Genomic DNA, 20,808 nt, shown 5'->3' on the forward strand with positions numbered 1-20,808 from the left:
CCCTCCTGTAAGGAGTGGGCCGAGCGCTGCCGCAGATGTGGGGCCAGAGCCTGCTTGCCAATAACAAGGATAAGAGCATGCAAGACCCCCTCAATGCTTCCTACCCGGTGCTTCCGCTTCGGGATATCGTCGTCTTTCCGCATATGATCGTGCCGCTGTTTGTCGGGCGAGAGAAGTCGGTCAAGGCGCTGGAAGAAGTGATGTCGGATGACAAGCAGATCCTGCTTGCCTCGCAAATTGACCCCGCAGAGGATGATCCGGAAACATCGGGCATCTACAAAGCCGGTGTTCTGGCCAACGTATTGCAATTGCTGAAACTTCCCGACGGAACCGTGAAGGTTCTCGTGGAGGGGCAAGCGCGCGTGCGGATCACCGAGTACCACGAAAACCCGGTTTTCTTTGAAGCTTCTTGCGAGTATTTGACTGAGATGCCCGGCGATCAGGCGAGCCTGACGGCGCTGGTGCGCACTGTGGGCGCCGAGTTTGAGCGCTACTCCAAGGTCAAGAAGAACATCCCCGAGGAAGCCTTGGCGTCCGTGGCGGAGACAACAGAGCCCGCCAAACTGGCCGATCTCGTTGCCGGACATTTGGGGATCGAGGTGGATCAGAAGCAGGATCTTCTGGAAACGCTCTCAATCTCTGAGCGGCTGGAGAAAGTCTACGGCCTGATGCAGGGTGAAATGTCTGTTCTGCAGGTCGAGAAAAAGATCAAAACCCGCGTTAAATCCCAGATGGAGCGGACCCAGCGTGAGTATTATCTGAATGAGCAGATGAAGGCCATTCAGAAGGAATTGGGTGACGGTGAGGACGGCTCCAACGAGATCGCGGAGCTGGAAGAGAAAATCAACGGAACCAAGCTGTCCAAAGAAGCCAAGGAAAAGGCTGAGGGCGAGCTGAAAAAGCTCAAGAACATGAGTCCGATGTCCGCCGAGGCGACCGTTGTGCGCAACTATCTCGACTGGATGCTGTCTATCCCATGGGGCACGAAAAGCCGGGTCAAGAAAGACCTCGGTCGTGCGCAGGATATTCTGGATGCCGATCACTACGGGTTGGACAAGGTCAAGGAGCGGATTGTCGAGTATCTTGCGGTGCAGCAGCGCTCCAAGAAGCTCAAGGGCCCGATCATGTGCCTTGTTGGGCCTCCGGGTGTGGGCAAAACCTCGCTCGGCAAATCCGTCGCCAAAGCCACGGGACGCGAATTCATTCGCATCTCGCTGGGCGGTGTGCGCGATGAGAGCGAAATTCGCGGCCATCGCCGGACCTATATCGGCTCCATGCCCGGCAAGATCATTCAGGCACTGAAAAAGGCCAAGACAACGAACCCCCTCATCCTGCTCGACGAGATTGACAAGATGGGACAGGATTTCCGCGGTGATCCGGCGTCTGCCATGCTGGAAGTGCTTGATCCGGAACAAAACTCCACCTTCGTCGATCATTACCTCGAGGTGGAGTATGATCTGTCAAATGTGATGTTCCTGACGACCTCCAACTCCTACAACATGCCGGGCCCGCTTCTGGACCGGATGGAGATAATCCCGCTTGCAGGCTACACCGAAGACGAGAAGGTGCAGATCGCCAAGCGTCACCTCATCTCCAAACAGGTTAAAAACCATGGCCTCAAGGAGAAAGAGTTTACCCTGACCGATGACGGCCTGACCGATATCGTGCGCTACTACACGCGAGAGGCTGGTGTGCGGAACCTGGAGCGCGAGATCGCCAAGATCGCCCGCAAGGCGGTCACCAAGATCGTCCGAAAGGAGAGCGATACCGTTGAGGTCACGCCCGACAACCTCGACGATTTCCTTGGCGTGAAGAAACATCGCTTTGGGCTTGCAGAGGATGAGAACCAGATCGGTGTTGTGACAGGATTGGCCTATACGTCCGTGGGCGGTGATCTGTTGCATATCGAGGCGCTCAGCCTGCCCGGGAAGGGCCGGATGAAAACCACCGGCAAGCTTGGCGATGTGATGAAGGAGAGCATCGACGCGGCGTCGAGCTATGTGCGCTCGATCGCACCTGAGATCGGGGTCAAGCCGCCCAAGTTCGACAAGATCGACATTCACGTGCACGTCCCGGACGGGGCGACACCAAAGGACGGGCCATCGGCCGGTCTGGCCATGGTGACGTCCATTGTCTCCGTGCTCACGGGTATCCCCGTGCGCAAAGACATCGCGATGACGGGTGAGGTGAGCCTGCGTGGGAACGCGATGCCAATCGGCGGTCTGAAGGAGAAGCTGCTGGCGGCCTTGCGTGGCGGGATCAAAACGGTCCTCATTCCGGAAGAGAATGAAAAAGACCTCGCCGAGATCCCGGACAACGTGAAAGACGGGCTGGAGCTGATCCCTGTCAAACATGTGTCCGAAGTGCTGGAGCTTGCTTTGACGGCCAAACCTGAAGCCATTGAATGGGACGCGGAAGCCGAAGAAGCCGCCCTCGCGGCCAAGGGTGATGCGGCTGCAGGAGATCGACCCGTGGCCCACTGAAGCACTTCGACGGAAACGTGATGCACAGTTTTCGCGAAGTGCTTTAAGGCGCTGAGGTAACAACACACCGAGAAGACAGACAGGGGCGCAGCAAAGCGCCCCTTTTCCTTTGGGGACATCAACCGTGACGTTTCGGTAGCCGTCCCGACGCGTCATGAGGCGAACGTTGAAAAACAACCAAGGGGTGTTATGATTCGATGAGCCTCGCCACCAAAACCAACAAAAAGAGCAGATCCCATGGCACCGCGAAAAACCAAAACAACGACGTCCACCAGCTCCAAGGCGCGCAAGGCGCCAAAAACCCCGGCCAAATCAGACACGGGCCAATCCCCCGCGTCCGAAAAAGCGCCGGCGCCGCGCGTGAAATCCAAGGCCGCAGGGCCCGTGCGCATTGCCAAGGTGCCGGCGCCAGAGCCCAAGACACACGCGCCGAAAGCGCAAGGGGCGAGCACTCCCACGACGCCGGTCGTTGTGGCCGACACCCCGCTCCACACCACGGCGGCGGCATTGCGCAAACAAGAGCTCATGGAAAAAGTTGTCCAACGCTCCGGCGTCAAAAAGCGCGATGCAAAACCGGTTATTGAAGCGATGCTCGAGGTCTTGGGCGATGCCCTGCAAGAAGGGCGTGAGTTAAAGCTCGAACCCTTTGGCAAGACCAAGACGACGCGGGTCAAGCAACGCGCAGGCGTCAAGGTCTCTGTTGTGAAGCTCCGCCAGCGCACCGAGGGTCCCAAGAACCAGAATCCCCCTCTTGCGCCAGCAGCGGAGTAATTGTATCAGCGCGCCTACGGCGGGTGATTAGCTCAGTGGTAGAGCGCTTCGTTCACATCGAAGATGTCAGGAGTTCGAATCTCTTATCACCCACCATCAGCCTTCCCATCGCCGTGAGACGGGGAGGCTGCGATCGTTTTTCCCAAGCGAGAAAATCATGACCTTTCAACCCATTCTCGTCCTGCGACACGGTGAAACGGAATGGAATGCGGAAGGCCGCTGGCAAGGCGCGTCGAATTCACCTCTCACGGCGCTAGGGCGCGCTCAGGCTGAGGCGCAGGGGCGCATTTTGAGTGCGCTCGATCTTTCGCTTTACGATATCCGCGTGAGCCCGCAAGGGCGTGCGTTTCAGACAGCGGGCATCGCGCTCGCGGGTCTCGTGCAAAACCTGCATACCGACACACGGCTCAGGGAAATTGGCGTGGGCGCATGGACTGGCAAGGTCCGCGCTGAGATGCAGGCGGTGGGCGAGGTCCGCGAAGACACGCCCGACGGCCCTTTGGCGCTCTATGACTTTGCGCCGGGCGGGGAGGGCTTCAAGGCGTTGCGCGTCCGGTGCTTCGATTTTTTGAACGCGCTCGAAAACCCCACCATCTGCGTCACCCATGGCATCACATCGCGGATGTTGCGCGCCATCGCGATGGATTTGCCCACGGCGGAAATTGGCAATTTGCCTGGGGGGCAGGGCGTGGTTTATGCCGTTGAGAATGGCGTGCACAGAAAGCTGTAGAGGGGTCTTGCAAGTCGTGGAGTGCTTGCATTACAAGGCGCGGAGCGGGTGATTAGCTCAGTTGGTAGAGCGCTTCGTTTACACCGAAGATGTCGGGAGTTCGAGTCTCTCATCACCCACCATTCCCCCTCCGATAGCCTGCCGGCGCGCCGAAACACAGGCGCTTGAGGGCTGATGGGTTGCGCCTCCTGCGCCGGTACTTATTCCGCCGCTTCGGCCCGCACCATTCGCGTCGGGCTCGCCTGATTTGGATCTGCAACGTCCGGCAATGCAGACAGCCAGGCCTCCACATCGGCATAGCGACCGCGCGCCACTGGTATCTGCGTTCCGTCAAAGGTGATCAGGACCACGCGCCCGTTGATCTTTTCGGCGCGCGGCGCCGCGTACCGGCTGACCCACCAGCTGCGGTGGGGTTGCAACCCATCCATCGGATCGAGTTGCGCGACAAGATCGCCCAGCCTCTGGCGGTGCAGGATTTCGTCCTCTTTCATGACGACCCGCACGTAATGCTCCTTGGCCTCCACATAGTGCAGATCCAAAGACCGCAGCTCACGATCGCCGAGCCAGAAGGTCCGTTCAGGAATGTCTGGCTCCGCATCCTGCTCCTCGACGTGCATTGTGGGCAGAATCAGTCGGATGAAGGCAAACTCGATGATCTGCACAATGAAGTAGTAAAAGACGATCTTGCGCAAGATAACGATCTGGTACTCCGGACCCACGATATACCGCACAAGCATTTCCGACTGGCACACCACGGGCCCGATACAAATCAAGCCGACAGCCGGGGTCCAGATGCGCCCCACGCGGCGCTTGTGTTGCAGAAGGCTTGCAGCATGGGTGACCAGAAAGAACGAGACGAGATAGCAGCCAAGCGCCAAAACCCAGACCAGCAAAGCTTCGTGGATCGCCATATAGCTCAGCAACCCCGGCGGGTCTGACATCAACAGCAAGGCCACGGCCAGAAGAAGGAAGCCAATACCTTGTTTAGACGCTAAAAACCCCGACAGCTCGCGCAAGCTTAAAGTGAGCGGTGTGCCCATGGCATCCATCAGGGCGATATTGGTGTTGTTCTTCGCAGGCAAATCTCTGGTACTCGGTCCTTGGCAGATGGTGGGCCAAAATTCGCTATGATCTGAGTGTATTGCACTCAAGGGGGTTGTAAAGGTTGCCGCGCGCGACTCTTCGGCCGATTTTTCATTTTTGCGTTTGTGTGGCATACAAGGGTTTGGTCAAGGACAGGCAGGCTCGCTGTCGATGACGGGTAGGGTCTGAATCGACCCTTTGTGTGGTATTGTATGTCGGGGGAAGCTGGTGTGAGCCGCCAAACGATTTCAGAATTGATTCAGCATGTCAGGCGCTGCGAGGACACGCAGGCGCTCTGGGAAGTTATGCTGGCCTTTCTGCATGGCTATGGCGCGCAACGGATCAGTTATCATCACTACGCCGGGCTTGATGGCGAGGGTGTCTCGACGGTAGGCATTCGGGCCGAAGGTTTTCCTGACAGCTGGGTCTGCACTTATCTCGGCGAAAAGCTCTATCTTGTTGATCCCATTCCGGCGCTGGCGCGTTCCGCCATGCAGCCTTTCTTCTGGAAGGATGTCCGGGGGCTTGTGCAACTGAACGCTGCAGAGCGCGATTACATGAAGCGGCTGGAATCGTCCAACTTGGGGGATGGTTTGGCGCTGCAGGTCTATGGACCTGCCATGCGAAATGGCTATGTGGGCATTGGCTTTGGGCCCGACAGGCCGGACTTCACGGCATCGGACATCTTCGAGATCCAAAGCGGTGTCCAGCTGGGCCATATCCGCTATTGCGAGTTGACCCAGATGGACAGCGCAACAGCGTCGAAAGATCTTGCGCCGCGTGAACGCGAAATCCTGTTGTGGATGGCGCGGGGCAAATCGAATGCATCCATCGCCTCCATTCTTGGCGTGTCGCGTCACACGGTGGATACGCAAATTCGCCGCTTGTTTGCCAAGCTTGATGTGGCCGACAGAACGTCTGCCGCGATCCGGGGGCTTGGTGCGGGATTGATCCTGCCCGGTGACGTGACCCCGCGCTAGCGTTGGAGCCACAGCGCTGTCACGTAATTACGTGACTTACGCAGAGTTCACTTCGGGCTTAGGTGCACACCTATACACTCAACTCCAAACCCTGTTGTAAAAGGTGCATCATGACACTCTATGCGACCCCGAAACCCGTCCCAAGCCAATTGGATCTTTGGCTAACCGACCTCGAAAAGCTTCCTGCCGAGGAGCGCAGCAGTGCGGCCTTTGCCGGCGCGGCGCGCTGTCTCGAAGCGGCGGCCTATGCGCTGGCGCAGGTCAAGTCCGACATATCCGTTGCGCGCATCATACTTTTGGCCGCGGATGTAGAGCGGCTCTCGCAGGGTCTGGATCCCCGTGGCGACATCTGCCTGACGTCCCAGTGATCAGCCTTCCTGTGATCAGCCTTTGACAACGCGCCTGAAATTGCGCGTTTGCCAGGTGGGCCAGCCCAGAATTTGCGAGACTGTCACGAATTTCAGTCCGCGTGCGCTCAACCCGTCAAGCGTGCGCGGCATGGCATCTATTGTGCCGCGATGGATGTCGTGGCTCAGGATGATCGCGCCCTTGTGTGAGGCCTTCAATATGCGGGAGGCCACGACATTCGCGCCGGGGCGACGCCAATCCGCCGGGTCCACCGACCACAGGATCGTGGGCAGTTTGCGCGCGCCGTGCAGCCATGTGCGCTGTGCCCGCGTGAAGGCCCCATAGGGCGGGCGGAACGTGACGGGCGGGCGCCCGGTCGCGTGCCAGATGGCGTTCGTGGTCTTGTCGATTTCGCGCAGGACGGAAGACTGGCCCATCTTCGACAGGAACGGATGCGACCACGAATGATTGCCGACCTCGTGGCCTTCCTCCGCGATGCGCGCGGCGATCTTGGGCCAGGTGACGACGCGGTTGCCGATGAGGTAGAAGGTGGCCTTGATGTTGCGTTCGCGCAGCATGTCGAGCAGGCGCGGCGTGTGTTTGGGGTGGGGGCCATCGTCAAACGTCATGGCCACAACGGGAGAGGGCGTGCGGACGGCGGTGATCGTGGCGGCATCGCGCTCGACGATATCGCGTGGCAAGGCGATGGCGCGCTGCGCCTCGGCGCTGTTTGGCAGGATCAGCCCGGGCGCCAGGCCAAAGCCAACCCCCGCAGCCAGCGCGTGGCGTCGTGTAAAGTCCATAAGTCCCTCCCCAGGGAGCGCGGCTCCAATACCGCGCGAGCACGTCACGTTAACCGTAAAAATCCTTCACATTCAATGCCTAATGTCAGGCGGCTCAGGGAAAAGATGAAGGTGACGCAGGCGGATGGACTGACGGCGATGCAATTTTTCTCATTATCGAGCCAAACGCGCTTGACGCCGCCGCGCAGGATTCGTAATACCCACCTCACGCGCGGTTGTAGCTCAGCTGGTTAGAGTACCGGCCTGTCACGCCGGGGGTCGCGGGTTCGAGCCCCGTCAACCGCGCCACTTTCTCCCCTTCGTTCGATTTTGGGTCCGCGCAGAACGCGGGGACGTCGTCCGTCGTTTACCGTTCCGAAACCCCACCGCCCGCACCCCGTTGCGCCAAGTGGCAGGGGGGCTTTTGTGCGATCACCCCTCCAAATCGCACAAAAGCCCTCGCTCATGAGACGCGGAGCGTTCGGTCGGTGCGCAACGGGCGATTGGCGAAGCTTCAGAGCCATTCACAAGCGCCGCCCCGTGGGGGCGTTTGGCGCGGCACAACGCTCCGCATTGTGCGGGTGATCAATTCGGCGCTTCTGAGCGATCCCGGTTGCAAGGGGTCGTCTACTGCGACCGCAAAATCATCCGCCGCAGACCACTCGCAAAATGGAGGCCATGAAACCGAACCGCTTGGGGTAGCGTGTGGCAAGGCGCGAGATCGGTCCCCGACTGGTCAAAAAATAAGTGAAGGCCGCGACCGGGAAACTCACCAACGGGTTGGACAAGAGACCGCCCTTCAGCTCGTCGAGTGACCTTTCGTGAACGGAGGTCAGAAAATCCTGTTCCGCCTCGGTCTTGTCAGGCTTGTCAATCTCACCCAGCACGGCAGGTCCTATAGTCACGTTGATCTGCGTGATAGAGCTTACCAAACCTTGGGCCTGCAAATCCCCTGCTTCAGGCGCGACGGCACTTTCGATAACACCTGTGAGCGGTGTGAGCACATCCTCTCCAGCAAGGCCGCTCTCGGCCAGCCCGTCGCGCAGAGCGAGGAAATCCGCCGCATCTTCCTTGAGTGCCGCCACCTCTGCGGCGTCCGGCCGTTCGGCTGCGCGAAAAGATTGCCAGGAGGAGAAGCGGATCAGGTAAAGATCGGCCTGCGCAGCAAAAGCCTTGATGGTGATGACATCCTGTGTGTCGAGATATTCATCGGACACAGCGGCCAGTTGAGAGATCAGATCGACCTGCATCCCGACGCCTACCTCGTTGGAGGTTTCGAAGCTCTCCCCAAACGCGTTGGACAAACTTTCCAAAGCGGTGGCGAGCATGGGCATCTGGTTGTGCAATTTGAGTTTGAGCGGCGCGATCTGTTGCAGATAAGCGCAGAGCGCTTCCCATCCCTGACGGGCGAGAGCCTCTTGCGCAACGTCCAGATCATGCGGCGGTGTTTTGCGATGCAACCGCCCGTCGTTGCCCATGTCCACCATGACAGGGGCAAGGGGTTCGGAGGGCAGATCAATCGGGTTTGTCTGCGGTCGTTGATCCCAAGGCAATGGCTCAGGGTAGGGCGGGAGGGTATCAAGATACGCGGCGAGTTCGCGGTTGCGTTCCGCCGCAACACCAATCCGACTGATCCGGAGCAGGTCTTCAGATGCTTTCAGAGCCGGAATATCTTGAAAACGGATATCGACGTTCTCCGTACCACGGCTCGCGAGAAGAGACGCAAGAGGACGCAAATCGCCTACCAGTGTTTGTTCGAAATCGAGCCTTTTCAACGCTGTGAGTTTGGCCAATGGCGCAAGGTCTGACACCTGCGTTTTGGACAAATACAGTGTCGTCAATGAAGTGAGCTGTGAGAGTGGAGACACATCGGACAGTTTGGTTCTGTTTGCGGACAATGCGCGTAGGCCAGACAGACCGGCCAAAGCAGAGGCGTCCGATATTCGCGTTCCGTCGAGGTAGAGCACTCTAAGTTCCGTGAGTTCTCTCAGCGGTGACAGGTCTGCCACCTTGGTCTTGCGAAGGTCCAGATGCTCAAGCGCGGTGAGTTGAGACAGGGGGGAGAGATCGGACACGCCGCTCCCTCGCAGATCAAGGTATTCCAGCTTGGGGAAGCCTGCCAAAGCTCCGACTGTCGTAAGCGGTGTAAAGTCAAGATTCAGCTGTTTTAGTTCTGTTAGCTTTTCAAACTGCGTCAGGTCCGTGATCTGAGTGCGACCTAGATAGACCGCTTTCAGCGAGACGAGTTCGGAAATCGGACCGAAGTCGGAGACCTTTGCATTGTGCAAGCCAAAGAACGTCAAGCCTGTTAAGGCTCGGATCGACTCAGGTAGCTTTTCCAATCCATGGAACTGCACCGCTTGTAGGTCTAATCCCTCTTCCTTTGCGGCTTTCACCCGTGCGATTTCTCGCTCGGCGGCCTCATAGGCTAATTCCGCAGAGTTCGGATTGTCGTTCATTCTTCCAGCGTGACCCGAGACCGTCGGTAGCGCAAGTCAGTCGTAGACATACCCCAGTGCTGCCTCCAGCTCCACGTCGAGCTGGCTGCGCATGAAGGCGCGGTCGTCGTCAGACATCGCTTTCGGCGTCTCCGGGCGGGCGGCGACGCTGCGGCGGAAGTTGTTGCCCATGCGGCGTTTGGGGGTTTTGAAGGCGGGGCCTTTGCCCTCGGCGCCGGTGGCCATGCGCAGTGCGGTGATCAGCGCTTCGGGCACCATCGTGGCCGTTTCCATCTGCAACAGCGCCACCGAGCAATCGCGGTTGAGCATGCCCACCAGCGACAGCAGCTTCGCGCGCCGCAAGGCGAAGAGGTTCGGGAAGGGCGCGCCGGTCAGCGGATGACGGTCAAGCTCCAGCGTGCGGCCCGTCACATGGGGGCGGATCTCGTCATGCAAGGTCTCGAAATCGCCCAGCCGGTCCACGATGCCGACCCAGGGGCTGCGGATGAACTCGGAGAACTCCAGCTTCTGGATGTTCGGATGCGCATGCCAGGGCCGTTTGTGCATCGAGAGCGCCCAGGCCTCGGCGTGGCGCATTGCGCAGATCGTCAGCAGGTTGGGCGGGATCGCCACCATCGTGGGAAAGCCGTGTTTCCACCCCAGCGCATCGGTGCGCCGGATCGTGGTGTTGAGCTCCATGATCTTGCGGATGTAATTCGTGCCGGAGGCGCGCTCGCCCATGACCTGAAACATCTCGAACTCCGCCTTGGGGCGCAGGCGCAGGAAGAGGCCGGTGTCGGCCATTTCTTCGGCAAAGGGGTATTTCATGTCTCTGGGGCGGGCCTGTGCTTTGCGGGAGGGGGCGGGGCTGGTAGAGTGGCGCCAAAGTAACGACGCGGGACCAGCCGCGCAAGCAGAGGTAGAGCCATGCAGAGCAAAGTTGCCGCGGTGACCATGGTGCGCGAGGACGCGTTTTTCCTGACCGCCTGGCTGCGCCATTACGGCGCGGCATTGGGGCGCGAGAATTGCTATGTGATCAACCACGGGCGTGGGGCGGATGTCGCGGATCTGGCGGCGGGGTGCAATGTGATTGGCATTCCGGGCGATCCGCATCCCAACTTCGACATGAAGCGCTGGCGGCTGTTGAACAATCTCGTGGGCGGTTTGCGCTCCTATTACGACCATGTGATCGTGGGCGATGTGGATGAGCTTGTGGTCGTGGATCCGGGCACGGGGCGGGGCTTGCTCGATTGGGTTTCGGCGCAGCCCATTCGCCGCGTGCTGACGCCTGTCGGGCTTGAGGTGATCCACCGGATTGATCTGGAAGAGGCGCCGATTGAGGGGGCCATTCTGGGCCCGCGCCGGTTTGTGCGCCATGCGCCGCATTACTCGAAGCCTTGTGTGGTGTCCTGCGCAACGAAGATCGCCCGGGGCGGTCATTTCACGCAATATGGCAAGCTCTTTGCCCCGCCGGAGTTGTATCTCCTGCATCTGAAGTTTTGCGATTTTGGTCAGTATGTTGCGGCGATGGATCGGCGCAATGCAACCACAGGGGCCTTGGGCGTGGCCGTCAAGGATGCGGCCATTGGGCGGCATTGGTTTGCCGAGGCGCGCGGCGAGGATCGCGCGGTGTTTGATGCTTTTGCCACCCGGCAGCTTGCGCCCTTTGACTTCGAGCCCGTGCGCGCGCGGATGGCGGCCAGCTTCCGGCCGCGCGGGGAGACCGGCTTTTACGAGTTTGACCGGCCGGAGGACGCTCTGATCCACGAGCTTCCGGAGCGCTTTTTTGGCCTCATCTGATGGCGCGTGCGGCGGCGGCGTTAACGATTTGACGTTTTGTTACGCACATTCTCTCTTGACGTGTTGCCATTTCACCAACACACTCATGGCGTGTATCGACGCGTTGACATGGGGATGTTGTGGCACGGCACAGTCTTGCGGACGGCGCGGCGCGCGTTGCGCTGTCCGGCGCGGTCAGTCTGATATGTCTGCAGGGCACTGGGTTTGGCACGGACCTTGGCCGCAGCGGGATGACGGTGCGCGCCAGCGCCGCATGAATACTGCGGCCCGCAGGCTTTGCTTGGCGAGAAACGGCGTCGGCAGCTTTGGGATGAAGCACGCCGCATCGCCACGCTTGAGATTTGGGACCATCACTCACGGCGGGAAACAGGGGCTCTTCGGAGCCCCTTTTTTTGTGCGCACAAGCCAGCGCTACCCGCAGGCCTGCGGCTCCCCACGGACCTGGACTACCCTGTCTTCGGCGCGGCGGCCTCCAGCGCGGCGCGAAGCACATCGCGGTCACCGATATGATTGGCGAGCACAAGGATGAGCCGCGCATTGAGCGCATCGCTGTCGGCCTTGCTCAAGCCTGCGTGGGCGCAGATCAATTCGGTGTAGAAATCATCCGGATCGGGAATATTTGGCGTCACAGTGAGGGGCGCGGTCATGAATTTTGCTCCTTCAGGCTGTCTCGGTCTCGTGGCCCAGGGCGCGCCGCAGCGCGGTCTTGATGTCATCGGGCCGCAGATCGGGCCAGCGGGCCACGACATGCTGGTCAGGCCGGATGAGATAGACAGCGCGCGTCGCCGTGCCCAGATAGCGGGCGGCCAGCTCAGGCGCGGGCGTTTCGACATGCACGATCTCGGGCGCGATGCCCGGGATGTCGAGCGGGGCAGGCGCGGCGCCCCCCAGACACAACAGGGTGAAGCCTCCGGTCAGGAGATCGAGCAGGAAGCCCGATCCGTGCGGCGCATCGGGGCAGGGCGCGCCGGGGCGCGTGCGCGCGGGCCCGTCGAGCGCATCAGGCCCAAAGCCCGGGCCCGCCTCGTAGATGCAGGGTACCGAGAGCCGCCCCGAATTCACGAGCGGCCGCGCGAAGGCATGGGTCTCGGCCAGATCCAGCACGGCATTGCGAAAGAGCGTCGACATTTCGGATTTCGGCGTCATGAAATCGGTGGCGCGGGTCGAGTTGAGGATATTCTCATCCGCGCCGTAGCTGCGCTCCGGGGAATAGGTCTCCAGCAGTGCCTCGGGGGCCTGGCCCTTGAGCACGGCATCCAGTTTCCAAGCGAGGTTTTCGGCATCCTGCAGGCCGGAATTGGCCCCGCGCGCGCCAAAGGGCGAGACCTGATGCGCGCTGTCGCCGGCAAAGAAGATGGCGCCGTGGCGGAATTCTTTCATGCGGCGGCACTGGAACGTGTAGATCGAGGTCCAGACGAGCTCATAATCCGGCACGTCGCCGGTCTGACTGGAGAGCATCGCATCGACGCGCCTGCGGATGCGGTCGGGGTCAAGCTCGGCTTCGCGGTCAATGTCCCAGCCCAGCTGGAAGTCAATGCGCCAGACACCGTCGGGCTGTTTGTGCAGCAGCGCGGATTGGGCCTTGGCGAAGGGCGGCTCGAACCAGAACCAGCGCTCGGTTGGGAAATCGGCCCGCATGCGCACATCCGCGATGAGGAAATTGTCCTCAAAGACGCGGCCATCGAAACTCAGGCCCAGCATGTCGCGGATCGCAGACCGCGCGCCGTCACAGGCGATGATGTAGTCAGCTTTGGCCTCATAGGCCCCGTCGGGTGTATCGATGGCCAGATGCACATGATCGCCCAGATCGCTGAGCGCTGAGACCCTGTTGGCGCCGCGAATCTCTATGGGCGCGCCCTGGGCCTGCGCCTTTTGGATGGCCTCGAAGAGGAATTGTTCAAAATAGGGCTGCTGGAGGTTGATAAAGGCCGGGTGACGGTGGCCGTCCTCGGGCAGCAGGTCGAAGTTGAAGAGCTCGCCCTCGTGGTGAAAGACGCGGCCCTTGTTCCAGACGACGCCTTTTTCGACCATCGGCTGCGCGGCACCCAGACGATGGCAGATATCGAGAGTTCGTTTGGCAAAGCAGATCGCCTTGGAGCCCAGCCCCGGGCCTTCGTGATCATCGAGCAGCAGCACGGGTGTGCCGCGCTGGCCCAGATCCAGCGCCGTGGCGAGCCCCACCGGTCCGCCACCGACGATGATGACGGGATGGTGGTCCACCCGGTCCTGCGCCGGGGACCGGGTGTAGGGGTAGAGCGTGAAGGCGGTTTTGTAGCGTTGGAAGGTCATGTTTTGCGCTCTTCGATAAAGGGAATTTGCCAGATCATCGCGCCTTGGTCCGAACAGCACCGCAGGTGCCGGACCAGCGCTGACCCGCCCGCACGGGGCAGCGCTTTGGTAACGTTCGCGCGTCGGTCAACTGGCGCGATGGCTTGGTTGGGATAAAGTGCGTCGAATAACAATGGCGGCGCTCCCCCGCGGGTCAGCACTGGCCCGCCGCTGCGGGGGGTGCGCTCCGTGGTTGGGGATCGGCCCGAATAGCGCCACCGGTGCCGGCTCAGCGCTGGCCCGCCGCTGCTCGCGGTGTGCTGGAGGGCGGGGTATGAACTCATCCCTGCAGCGCCTCCCACATCTCGATGTCGCGTTTGTCAGTCCAGATGCGGGGATGGGCGATGCCGCGGGCCTCGTCATAGGCGCGGGAGACGTTGAAGGGCAGGCAGTGCTCGTAGATGGCGTACTCCTTGAACTTGGGATCGCAGCTCTCGCGCACGGCGTCCCATGCCTCTTTGAGTGATCCGCCACGGGCGGCCACGCGGGCGGCGGGGCGGTAGGTGCTCTCGACGAAGTCGCGGGTGCTCTCGATCGCGCGCTCCACGGCCGCTTTGCCCACCAGCGCGCCGCCGCGCCCGGGCGCGATGGCATCCACGTCATAGGCGCGGATCGCGTCGAGCGTGCCGCCCCATTCGTTGAAGTATCCGTCGCCGCAATAGCAGGCGGAGTGATCTTCCACGATGTCGCCGGTGAACATCACGTTCTGGTCGGGCACATGGATCACCGCGTCACCAGCTGTATGGGCGCGGCCCAGATGTTTGATGTCGATCCGGCGGGAGCCGAGATAGATCGTCATCGCGTCCGAGAAGGTCGTGGTGGGCCATGTCAGGCCGGGGATGCTCTCATGGCCTTCGAAGAGGCGGGGGAAGCGCTGGAATTCGCTGTCCCAGTCCTCCTGACCCCGCTCGGCCACCATGCCGCGCGCGACGTCCGACATGATGATCTGATCCGCGCCATAGGCGGATGCGCCCAGCACGCGCACGGCGTGATAATGGGTCAGCACCAGATGGGTGATGGGTTTGTCGGTCACCGAGCGGACCTTCTCGATCACTTTATGGGCGAGGCGCGGCGTGGCTTGTGCCTCGACGATCATGACGCTGTCGTCGCCGATGATCACGCCGGAATTGGGATCGCCCTCGGCGGTAAAGGCCCAGAGCCCGTCGCCGATCTCGTCGAAGGTGATCGTTTTTTCTGTGAGGTCTCCCTGGGAGGCGAAGGCTTTGGCCATTATGTGTGTCCGTCTTTTGTTGCGCGCGGACCGGGGCTCTGCCCCGGACCCCGGAGTTTATGGGGCAAGATGAAGGGGGGCTGCGGGTTTGAGTGTGCCTGTGGCGGTGCCGAAGCTGATCTTGTGGGATTGGCCTTGGGCCACGGCGGTGAGGGTGAGTGTGTCGCCATCCTCCAGAAAGGTGCGTGTGGTGCCGTCGTTTAGCGTGATGGGATCGCGGCCGCCCCATGTGCGCTCCAGCAGGCAGCCCCGGCTTTCGGGCGTGGGGCCGGAGATCGTCCCGGAGCCCAGCAGATCGCCGGTGCGCATGGGGCAGCCGGAGGAGGCGTGGTGGACCAGCTGTTGGGGGGCGGAATAGTAGAGCTCTGCGGTGTTGGTGCGGGTGATCTCGGTCTCGTTGAGTTCCGCCGTGACGTTGATGTTGAGATGCATGGCGGTTGTATCCGCGAGATGGGGCAGCAGGGGCGTCTGGCGCGCAGGCGCGTTCGTCCGGAAGGGGGCGAGGGCTGCGGCGGGCACGATCCAGGGGCTGATGGTTGTTGCGGTCGCCTTGGACTGAAAGGGGCCCAGCGGCTGGTATTCCCAGGCCTGGATATCGCGGGCGGACCAATCGTTGAGCAGCACATAGCCGAAGATGTGGTCTTCGGCCTCCTGCATCGTCAGCGGGCCTTGGAAGGCCGTGCCGACGATGGCGCCCAGCTCCAGCTCGAAATCAAAGCGCTGGGAGGGGGCGAAGCGGGGCTGCGTGTCGTCCGGGGCTTTGAGTTGGCCGTGGGGGCGGTGAATGTCTGTTCCGGAGACCACGACGGAGGAGGCGCGCCCGTTGTAGCCGATGGGCATATGCAGCCAATTGGGGGGCAGGGCATTTTCCGGTCCGCGAAACATCGTGCCCACGTTATGGGCATGGTGGTAGGCGGCGTAGAAATCTGTGAACTCCGCCACGCGCAGGGGCAGGTGAAGCCGGGCTTTACGCAGGGGCACCGAATGGGTGATGAGCGCGTTTTGCACGGGCTCGGGTGCGCCTGCGCTGAGCATCTCCTGCAAGGCGGCGCGATAGGCGGCCCAGGCCTCCGGGCCGAGCTCCATGAAATCATTCCAGTAAGGCGCATCAAGCACATCGGCCGCCGGATCCGCGCGCAAGATGCCAGCCGCTTCGAGCCCGGTCATATCGAAGATCCGATCCCCGACCGCCACGCCACAGCGCAGCTCCCCTTCACCTACGGAGAAGACACCATAGGGCAGGTTGTTGAGGGGAAAGCCCCCCTCGGGGTCATTGGCGCTCTCCAGCCAGCTGCGGATCAAAGGCATGTCATTCGTCCTTGCCGCGCTGTCCATCGCGCTTTTTCTTTTGCGCGCGGCGGATCACGAAGAACAGGACGGCCATCACCACCACCCAGAAGATCAGATCAAGAAAGGCTTCCATGAAAGCTCCCCGAAAGTCAGGCGCATTGCTGCGCGCAGGATAGGTTGCGCGCCGCGCTTACTTTTTGCCCGGTGTGCCGTCAAATTTCTTCTCCAGCGAGGTCCAGCAGTCAATGTAATCTTCCTGCAGGGGGGCCTCTTCGGCTGCAAATCGTGTCAGATGCTGGGGAAAGCGGGTCTCGAACATGAACGACATGGTCTGATCGAGCTTGTCGGGGCCGAGATTGGCATTCGAGGCCTTCTCAAAGGCCTCCCGGTCCGGGCCATGGGGCAGCATCATGTTGTGCAGGCTGACCCCGCCCGGGACAAACCCCTGCGGCTTGGCATCATACTGGCCATAGATGTTGCCCATGAGCTCGGACATGATGTTCTTGTGATACCATGGCGGGCGGAAGGTATCCTCGGCGACCATCCAGCGCTCGCGAAAGAGAACAAAATCGATATTGGCCACGCCCGGCTGCCCGCCCGGCGCTGTCAGAACGGTGAAGATTGAAGGATCCGGGTGATCAAAGAGGATCGCCCCCACCGGGCAATAGGTCGTGAGGTCATATTTGCAGGGCGCGTAATTGCCATGCCAGGCCACGACATCCAGCGGCGAGTGGCCGATCCGGGTCTCGTGAAACTGCCCGCACCACTTGATCGTCACGGTCGAGGGCGCGTCCCGATCCTCAAAGGCCGCCACGGGCGTTTTGAAATCGCGCGGATTGGCCATGCAATTGGCGCCGATGGGCCCGCGTCCGGGCAGCTCGAACTTTTGTCCGTAATTCTCGCAGACAAAGCCCCGGCACGGCCCCTCCAACACCTCTACCCGGTAGACCAGCCCGCGCGGCAGGATCGCAATCTCGCGCGGGGCGACGTCGATCACCCCAAGCTCGGTGCAAAACCTCAGTTGCCCCTCCTGCGGCACCACAAGCATCTCGGAATCCGCCGAATAGAAATAGCTGTCCTCCATGCTGTCGGTGACCAGATAGATGTGGCTTGCCATGCCCACTTGTGTGTTTACATCGCCTGCCGTGGTCATCGTGCGCATGCCAGTGAGCCAGGTCAGCGGCGTGTCCGAATGCGGGACCGGGTCCCAGCGGTATTGGCCCAGCGACGTGACGTCTTCCACAACATGCGGTGCAGAGCGCCAATACGGCAGATCAATCCGCGAGAACCGGTGCGTATGTTTGACCGAAGGGCGGATGCGGTAACACCATGTCCGCTCCGGGCGCACATCGGTGAAGGCCGTGCCGGAGAGCTGCTCGCCGTAAAGCCCGTAGTTGCATTTCTGAGGCGAGTTCATGCCCTGAGGCAGCGCGCCGGGCAGGGCTTCGGTCTCAAAATCATTGCCAAAACCGGGCATATACCCCTCATGAGGGCCGGAGGCGCTGGGCGCGCGGGTCAGACCGGAAAAGCTCTCATGTTGGCGCATGGCACATCTCCCTTGAGGCGTTTCCTGTTGGAGTATTAGTTGGTTTTGTAACTAACAACCAGTAAAGTTGTATCCATGACACATCTTGAACCCTTCACCCTGAACAGTTTCACGCCCTACCTCCTTAATATCGCCGCAGAGCACACCAGCCTCGCGTTTCAGCCCGCCTACAAGGAGCGCTACGGCATGCTGCGCACGGAATGGCGCGTGCTGTTTCATTTGGGCCAGCGGGGTGAGATGACCGCTAAACAGATCTGCACCGAGGCCCGCATACACAAGACCAAGGTCAGCCGGGCGGTGGCAGCTCTCCAGGCCAAACGGTTTCTGACCCGCCAGACACAGGAGACCGACCGGCGCTTGGAGATCCTCAGCCTGACCGCGCAGGGGCGGGCGGCCTTCGATGATCTGTGCCGCGTGGCGCAGGCGTTTGACGACAGGCTCATGGCGCGGATCCCTGAGGCGGATCGCGCGGTGCTGAAACGTTGCCTGGCACAGCTGGCTGACCTTTAGGGCTGCCGCCGGTCGGGGTGAGGTAGAAAGTCCAGAAGCGCCGCTGCGGTCTCGCGCGGATGTGTGTCCGGGAAGAAATGCCCCCCGGGCACAGCGCGGGCCTGCATCTGCGCCAGCCGGTCTTGCCAACAGGCGCCCACATCATAGGCCTCAGCCATCAACCCCTCCGCGCCATAAAGAACAAGCGCGGGACAGGGGACGCGCCGATCCAGATCCTCCGCATCATGACCCATATCGAGATCAATCGCCGCGCGGTAATCATCGCACATCGAGGCAATGACCTCGGGCTTGCGCCAATGGCTGCGATAAATCTCCAAGGCCTCCGCATCAAAAGCCGCCAACCCGTCCTTGCCCCAGCCGGTGAGGCAGCTCTCATAATAGGTGTCGGGATCCAACCCGATCATATGCTCGGGCAGCCCCCCGCGCTGGGCGAGAAAGAACCAATGGTAATAAGCCCGCGCCACGTCATGGCGCAGCTCACTGAGCAACAGATGCGTCGGCACGATATCCATCAGCGTGAGCGAGGCCACAGCCGCGCCATGATCCAAGGTCAACCGGTGGGCCACACGCCCGCCGCGATCATGACCCACCAGATGAAACCGCTCAAAGCCCAGATGCGCCATCAACGCCACCTGATCCGCCGCCATCTCCCGAAAGGACATCGCAGACACACCACCCGCGCAGAGGCTCTCCCCATAGCCGCGCAAATCCGCCGTCACACAGGTAAACCGCTCTACAAGAGGTGGCAAAATCCCATGCCACATGGCCCGACATTGCGGAAACCCGTGCAACAGCAAAACCGGCGGCCCATCCCCTGCAATATCATAGGCAATGACCTGACCATCCCGCTCAAACCTGTCGCTTCTTTTGTCCATAAATACCTCGGGGAGGGCGCAAACCCTGTTTGTGACCGGGGCAGAGCCCCAATAGGCCCGGCGCCCAGCCGGGCTGATCCAGTGCGCGCAAAGCGCGCTCCTTTAAGTCATCGCGTCCAGTATTCGGGCCCAGCTGCGGATACCCTTATGGAAACTCTCCATGTCGTATTTCTCGTTGGGCGAGTGGATCTGGTCGTCGTCCTTGCCGAAGCCCACGAGCATCGCATCCGTGCCCAGGATCTCTTTGAAATGGCCGGCAATGGGGATCGAGCCGCCGCAGCCCGCAAAGGCGGCCGCTTCGCCCCATTCCGCCCCGAGCGCGCGCCGCGCGGCTTCAAAGGCGGGGTGGGACACGGACATCTGGCTGGCCGGTCCCGCACCATGCTCGGCGAAACTGACCTCGCAATCCCCGGGCACCATGGCGCGCACCATCTCACGGAAGCTCTCGCGTATCGCGAGCGGGTCCTGCGTGCCCACCAGCCGGAAGGAGATCTTGGCCGAGGCCACCGAGGGCAGCACGGTCTTGAAGCCTGCGCCGGTATAGCCGCCCTGGATCCCGTTGACCTCGCAAGTGGGGCGCGACCAGATCATCTCAAGCGGCGTGCGGTCCTGCTCGCCCGCAGGTTCCGAGAGGCCGACATCGCCCAGAAACGTGGCGTGATCAAAGGCCAGCGCCTGCCATTGCGCGGCGAGGTCCTCGTCGAGATCGGGCACGCCGTCGTAAAACCCCGGCACCGTGATCCGCCCCGTCTCATCATGCAGGCTGGCGATGATGCGGCTCAGCACCCGGATCGGGTTCATCGCCACGCCGCCATACATGCCCGAATGCAGGTCCTTGTTGGGCCCGGTGATCGTGATCTCCTCGCCCAAGAGCCCGCGCAGCTGGGTGATGATCGCGGGCGTTTTGGATTGAAACAGCCCCGTATCGCAGATCAGCGCCAGATCGCTTTTCAGCTCCGCCGCGTTCTCCTGCATGAAGGGCACGAGCGAGGGCGAGCCGCTCTCTTCCTCGCCCTCGAAGAAAAACGTGATCCGGCAGGGCAGGGCACCATGTACGGCCTTCCACGCCCGGCAGGCCTCCACGAAGGTCATCAACTGGCCCTTGTCGTCCGACGAACCGCGCCCGCGAATGACCGCGCCGGCCTCCGTCTCCTCAATGGCCGGATCAAAGGGATCACGATCCCAGAGCTCCAGCGGATCGACGGGCTGCACATCATAATGGCCGTAAAAGAGCACATGCGGCGCGCCCTCGGGCCCGTCCACATGACCCACGACCATCGGATGGCCCGGCGTCTCGCGCTTTTCGGCTGCAATGCCCAGAGAGCCCAGATCAGCCACCAGCCAATCCGCCGCCGTCTGGCAATGATCGGCAAAGGCGGGATCGGTGGAGATCGAGGGAATGCGCAGCAAATCCAGCAACCGCTCGGTGGCGGCGGGCAGGTCAGCGTCGATGCGGGCGAGAACTGTCTCAAGGGTCATGCAAATCTCCCGGATTGTGTTGATGCGCACCCTATCGCGCCATGGTCCGGTGTCCAGCAGACAGATTGGATACAATCTGGAAACGCTTTGTTTTCGAAGCCTGCACATACAGGCGCTTTGACGGCGGCGCGCCG

At 61.3% G+C, this 20,808-nt stretch carries 19 protein-coding genes and 3 tRNA genes; 10 read left to right on the top strand and 12 right to left on the bottom strand.

Annotated elements, in window-relative coordinates:
* Positions 1-77: 77 nt before the first annotated feature.
* From lon to ACP15S_RS05315, 5 genes are all read left to right on the top strand, one after another.
* Complete coding sequence (gene lon, locus ACP15S_RS05295) at positions 78-2,483, top strand: endopeptidase La (RefSeq protein WP_425038530.1); 2,406 nt, start codon at positions 78-80, stop codon at positions 2,481-2,483.
* A 237-nt stretch (positions 2,484-2,720) separates the two neighbouring features.
* Positions 2,721-3,254, top strand: a complete 534-nt coding sequence (locus ACP15S_RS05300) for an HU family DNA-binding protein (RefSeq protein ID WP_425038531.1) — start codon at positions 2,721-2,723, stop codon at positions 3,252-3,254.
* A 21-nt stretch (positions 3,255-3,275) separates the two neighbouring features.
* Positions 3,276-3,350 (top strand) — tRNA-Val (locus ACP15S_RS05305).
* A 61-nt stretch (positions 3,351-3,411) separates the two neighbouring features.
* Positions 3,412-3,984 carry a histidine phosphatase family protein gene (locus ACP15S_RS05310; RefSeq protein WP_425038532.1) on the top strand — a complete coding sequence of 191 codons (573 nt, stop codon included), beginning with the start codon at positions 3,412-3,414 and terminating at the stop codon, positions 3,982-3,984.
* A 46-nt stretch (positions 3,985-4,030) separates the two neighbouring features.
* Positions 4,031-4,106 (top strand) — tRNA-Val (locus ACP15S_RS05315).
* A gap of 78 nt (positions 4,107-4,184) precedes the next feature.
* Here ACP15S_RS05315 and ACP15S_RS05320 read toward each other — a convergent pair.
* On the bottom strand, positions 4,185-5,066 hold the full coding sequence (locus ACP15S_RS05320; RefSeq protein WP_425038533.1) for a LytTR family DNA-binding domain-containing protein: 882 nt from the start codon (positions 5,064-5,066) through the stop codon (positions 4,185-4,187).
* Positions 5,067-5,297: 231 nt separating this feature from the next.
* On the opposite strand from ACP15S_RS05320, the gene ACP15S_RS05325 reads away from it, so the two are divergent.
* Positions 5,298-6,047, top strand: coding sequence for a helix-turn-helix transcriptional regulator (locus ACP15S_RS05325; RefSeq protein WP_425038534.1), 750 nt, complete (start codon positions 5,298-5,300; stop codon positions 6,045-6,047).
* 110 nt (positions 6,048-6,157) lie between these two features.
* Positions 6,158-6,415: a hypothetical protein gene (locus ACP15S_RS05330; RefSeq protein WP_425038535.1), complete on the top strand. Its 258-nt coding sequence runs from the start codon at positions 6,158-6,160 to the stop codon at positions 6,413-6,415.
* Between the two features lie 15 nt (positions 6,416-6,430).
* On the opposite strand, the gene ACP15S_RS05335 is transcribed toward ACP15S_RS05330, so the two are convergent.
* Positions 6,431-7,198 (bottom strand): polysaccharide deacetylase family protein, encoded by a 768-nt coding sequence (locus ACP15S_RS05335; RefSeq protein WP_425038536.1) that lies wholly within the window; start codon positions 7,196-7,198, stop codon positions 6,431-6,433.
* 211 nt (positions 7,199-7,409) lie between these two features.
* Here ACP15S_RS05335 and ACP15S_RS05340 point away from each other — a divergent pair.
* Positions 7,410-7,486: transfer RNA gene (locus ACP15S_RS05340), tRNA-Asp, on the top strand.
* A gap of 335 nt (positions 7,487-7,821) precedes the next feature.
* On the opposite strand, the gene ACP15S_RS05345 is transcribed toward ACP15S_RS05340, so the two are convergent.
* Together ACP15S_RS05345 and ACP15S_RS05350 are read right to left on the bottom strand one after the other, a co-directional pair.
* Positions 7,822-9,636: a leucine-rich repeat domain-containing protein gene (locus tag ACP15S_RS05345; protein ID WP_425038537.1), complete on the bottom strand. Its 1,815-nt coding sequence runs from the start codon at positions 9,634-9,636 to the stop codon at positions 7,822-7,824.
* 36 nt (positions 9,637-9,672) lie between these two features.
* Positions 9,673-10,443: a hypothetical protein gene (locus tag ACP15S_RS05350; protein ID WP_425038538.1), complete on the bottom strand. Its 771-nt coding sequence runs from the start codon at positions 10,441-10,443 to the stop codon at positions 9,673-9,675.
* A 99-nt stretch (positions 10,444-10,542) separates the two neighbouring features.
* On the opposite strand from ACP15S_RS05350, the gene ACP15S_RS05355 reads away from it, so the two are divergent.
* Positions 10,543-11,415 carry a glycosyltransferase family 2 protein gene (locus ACP15S_RS05355; RefSeq protein ID WP_425038539.1) on the top strand — a complete coding sequence of 291 codons (873 nt, stop codon included), beginning with the start codon at positions 10,543-10,545 and terminating at the stop codon, positions 11,413-11,415.
* A 446-nt stretch (positions 11,416-11,861) separates the two neighbouring features.
* On the opposite strand, the gene ACP15S_RS05360 is transcribed toward ACP15S_RS05355, so the two are convergent.
* The 6 genes from ACP15S_RS05360 to hmgA all read right to left on the bottom strand — a co-directional run bounded on the left by ACP15S_RS05360 (position 11,862) and on the right by hmgA (position 17,810).
* Positions 11,862-12,062: a DUF2783 domain-containing protein gene (locus ACP15S_RS05360; protein ID WP_425038540.1), complete on the bottom strand. Its 201-nt coding sequence runs from the start codon at positions 12,060-12,062 to the stop codon at positions 11,862-11,864.
* Positions 12,063-12,075: 13 nt separating this feature from the next.
* Positions 12,076-13,704 carry an FAD-dependent oxidoreductase gene (locus tag ACP15S_RS05365; RefSeq protein ID WP_425038541.1) on the bottom strand — a complete coding sequence of 543 codons (1,629 nt, stop codon included), beginning with the start codon at positions 13,702-13,704 and terminating at the stop codon, positions 12,076-12,078.
* A gap of 319 nt (positions 13,705-14,023) precedes the next feature.
* Positions 14,024-14,974, bottom strand: a complete 951-nt coding sequence (locus tag ACP15S_RS05370) for an MBL fold metallo-hydrolase (RefSeq protein ID WP_425038542.1) — start codon at positions 14,972-14,974, stop codon at positions 14,024-14,026.
* A gap of 57 nt (positions 14,975-15,031) precedes the next feature.
* Positions 15,032-16,282, bottom strand: a complete 1,251-nt coding sequence (gene fahA, locus ACP15S_RS05375) for a fumarylacetoacetase (RefSeq protein WP_425038543.1) — start codon at positions 16,280-16,282, stop codon at positions 15,032-15,034.
* A 1-nt stretch (position 16,283) separates the two neighbouring features.
* On the bottom strand, positions 16,284-16,397 hold the full coding sequence (locus tag ACP15S_RS05380; RefSeq protein WP_425038544.1) for a FeoB-associated Cys-rich membrane protein: 114 nt from the start codon (positions 16,395-16,397) through the stop codon (positions 16,284-16,286).
* A 57-nt stretch (positions 16,398-16,454) separates the two neighbouring features.
* Entirely contained in the window at positions 16,455-17,810 is a 1,356-nt protein-coding gene (hmgA, locus tag ACP15S_RS05385; RefSeq protein WP_425038545.1) for a homogentisate 1,2-dioxygenase, read from the bottom strand.
* Between the two features lie 75 nt (positions 17,811-17,885).
* Between hmgA and ACP15S_RS05390 the strand changes: the two genes are divergently transcribed.
* The gene (locus ACP15S_RS05390; RefSeq protein ID WP_425038546.1) at positions 17,886-18,320 is read left to right on the top strand and encodes a MarR family winged helix-turn-helix transcriptional regulator; all 435 of its coding nucleotides are present in this window, start codon (positions 17,886-17,888) and stop codon (positions 18,318-18,320) included.
* On the opposite strand, the gene ACP15S_RS05395 is transcribed toward ACP15S_RS05390, so the two are convergent.
* On the bottom strand, positions 18,317-19,195 hold the full coding sequence (locus tag ACP15S_RS05395; protein WP_425038547.1) for an alpha/beta fold hydrolase: 879 nt from the start codon (positions 19,193-19,195) through the stop codon (positions 18,317-18,319). The two genes, ACP15S_RS05390 and ACP15S_RS05395, sit on opposite strands and share 4 nt — an antisense overlap.
* Before the next feature lie 102 nt (positions 19,196-19,297).
* A complete protein-coding gene (locus tag ACP15S_RS05400) occupies positions 19,298-20,674 on the bottom strand; it encodes a M20/M25/M40 family metallo-hydrolase (protein WP_425038548.1) in 1,377 nt (458 codons plus the stop codon).
* Positions 20,675-20,808: the final 134 nt, after the last annotated feature.

The organism is Primorskyibacter sp. S187A, assembly GCF_049800955.1.
Taxonomy (GTDB): domain Bacteria; phylum Pseudomonadota; class Alphaproteobacteria; order Rhodobacterales; family Rhodobacteraceae; genus JAKVBH01.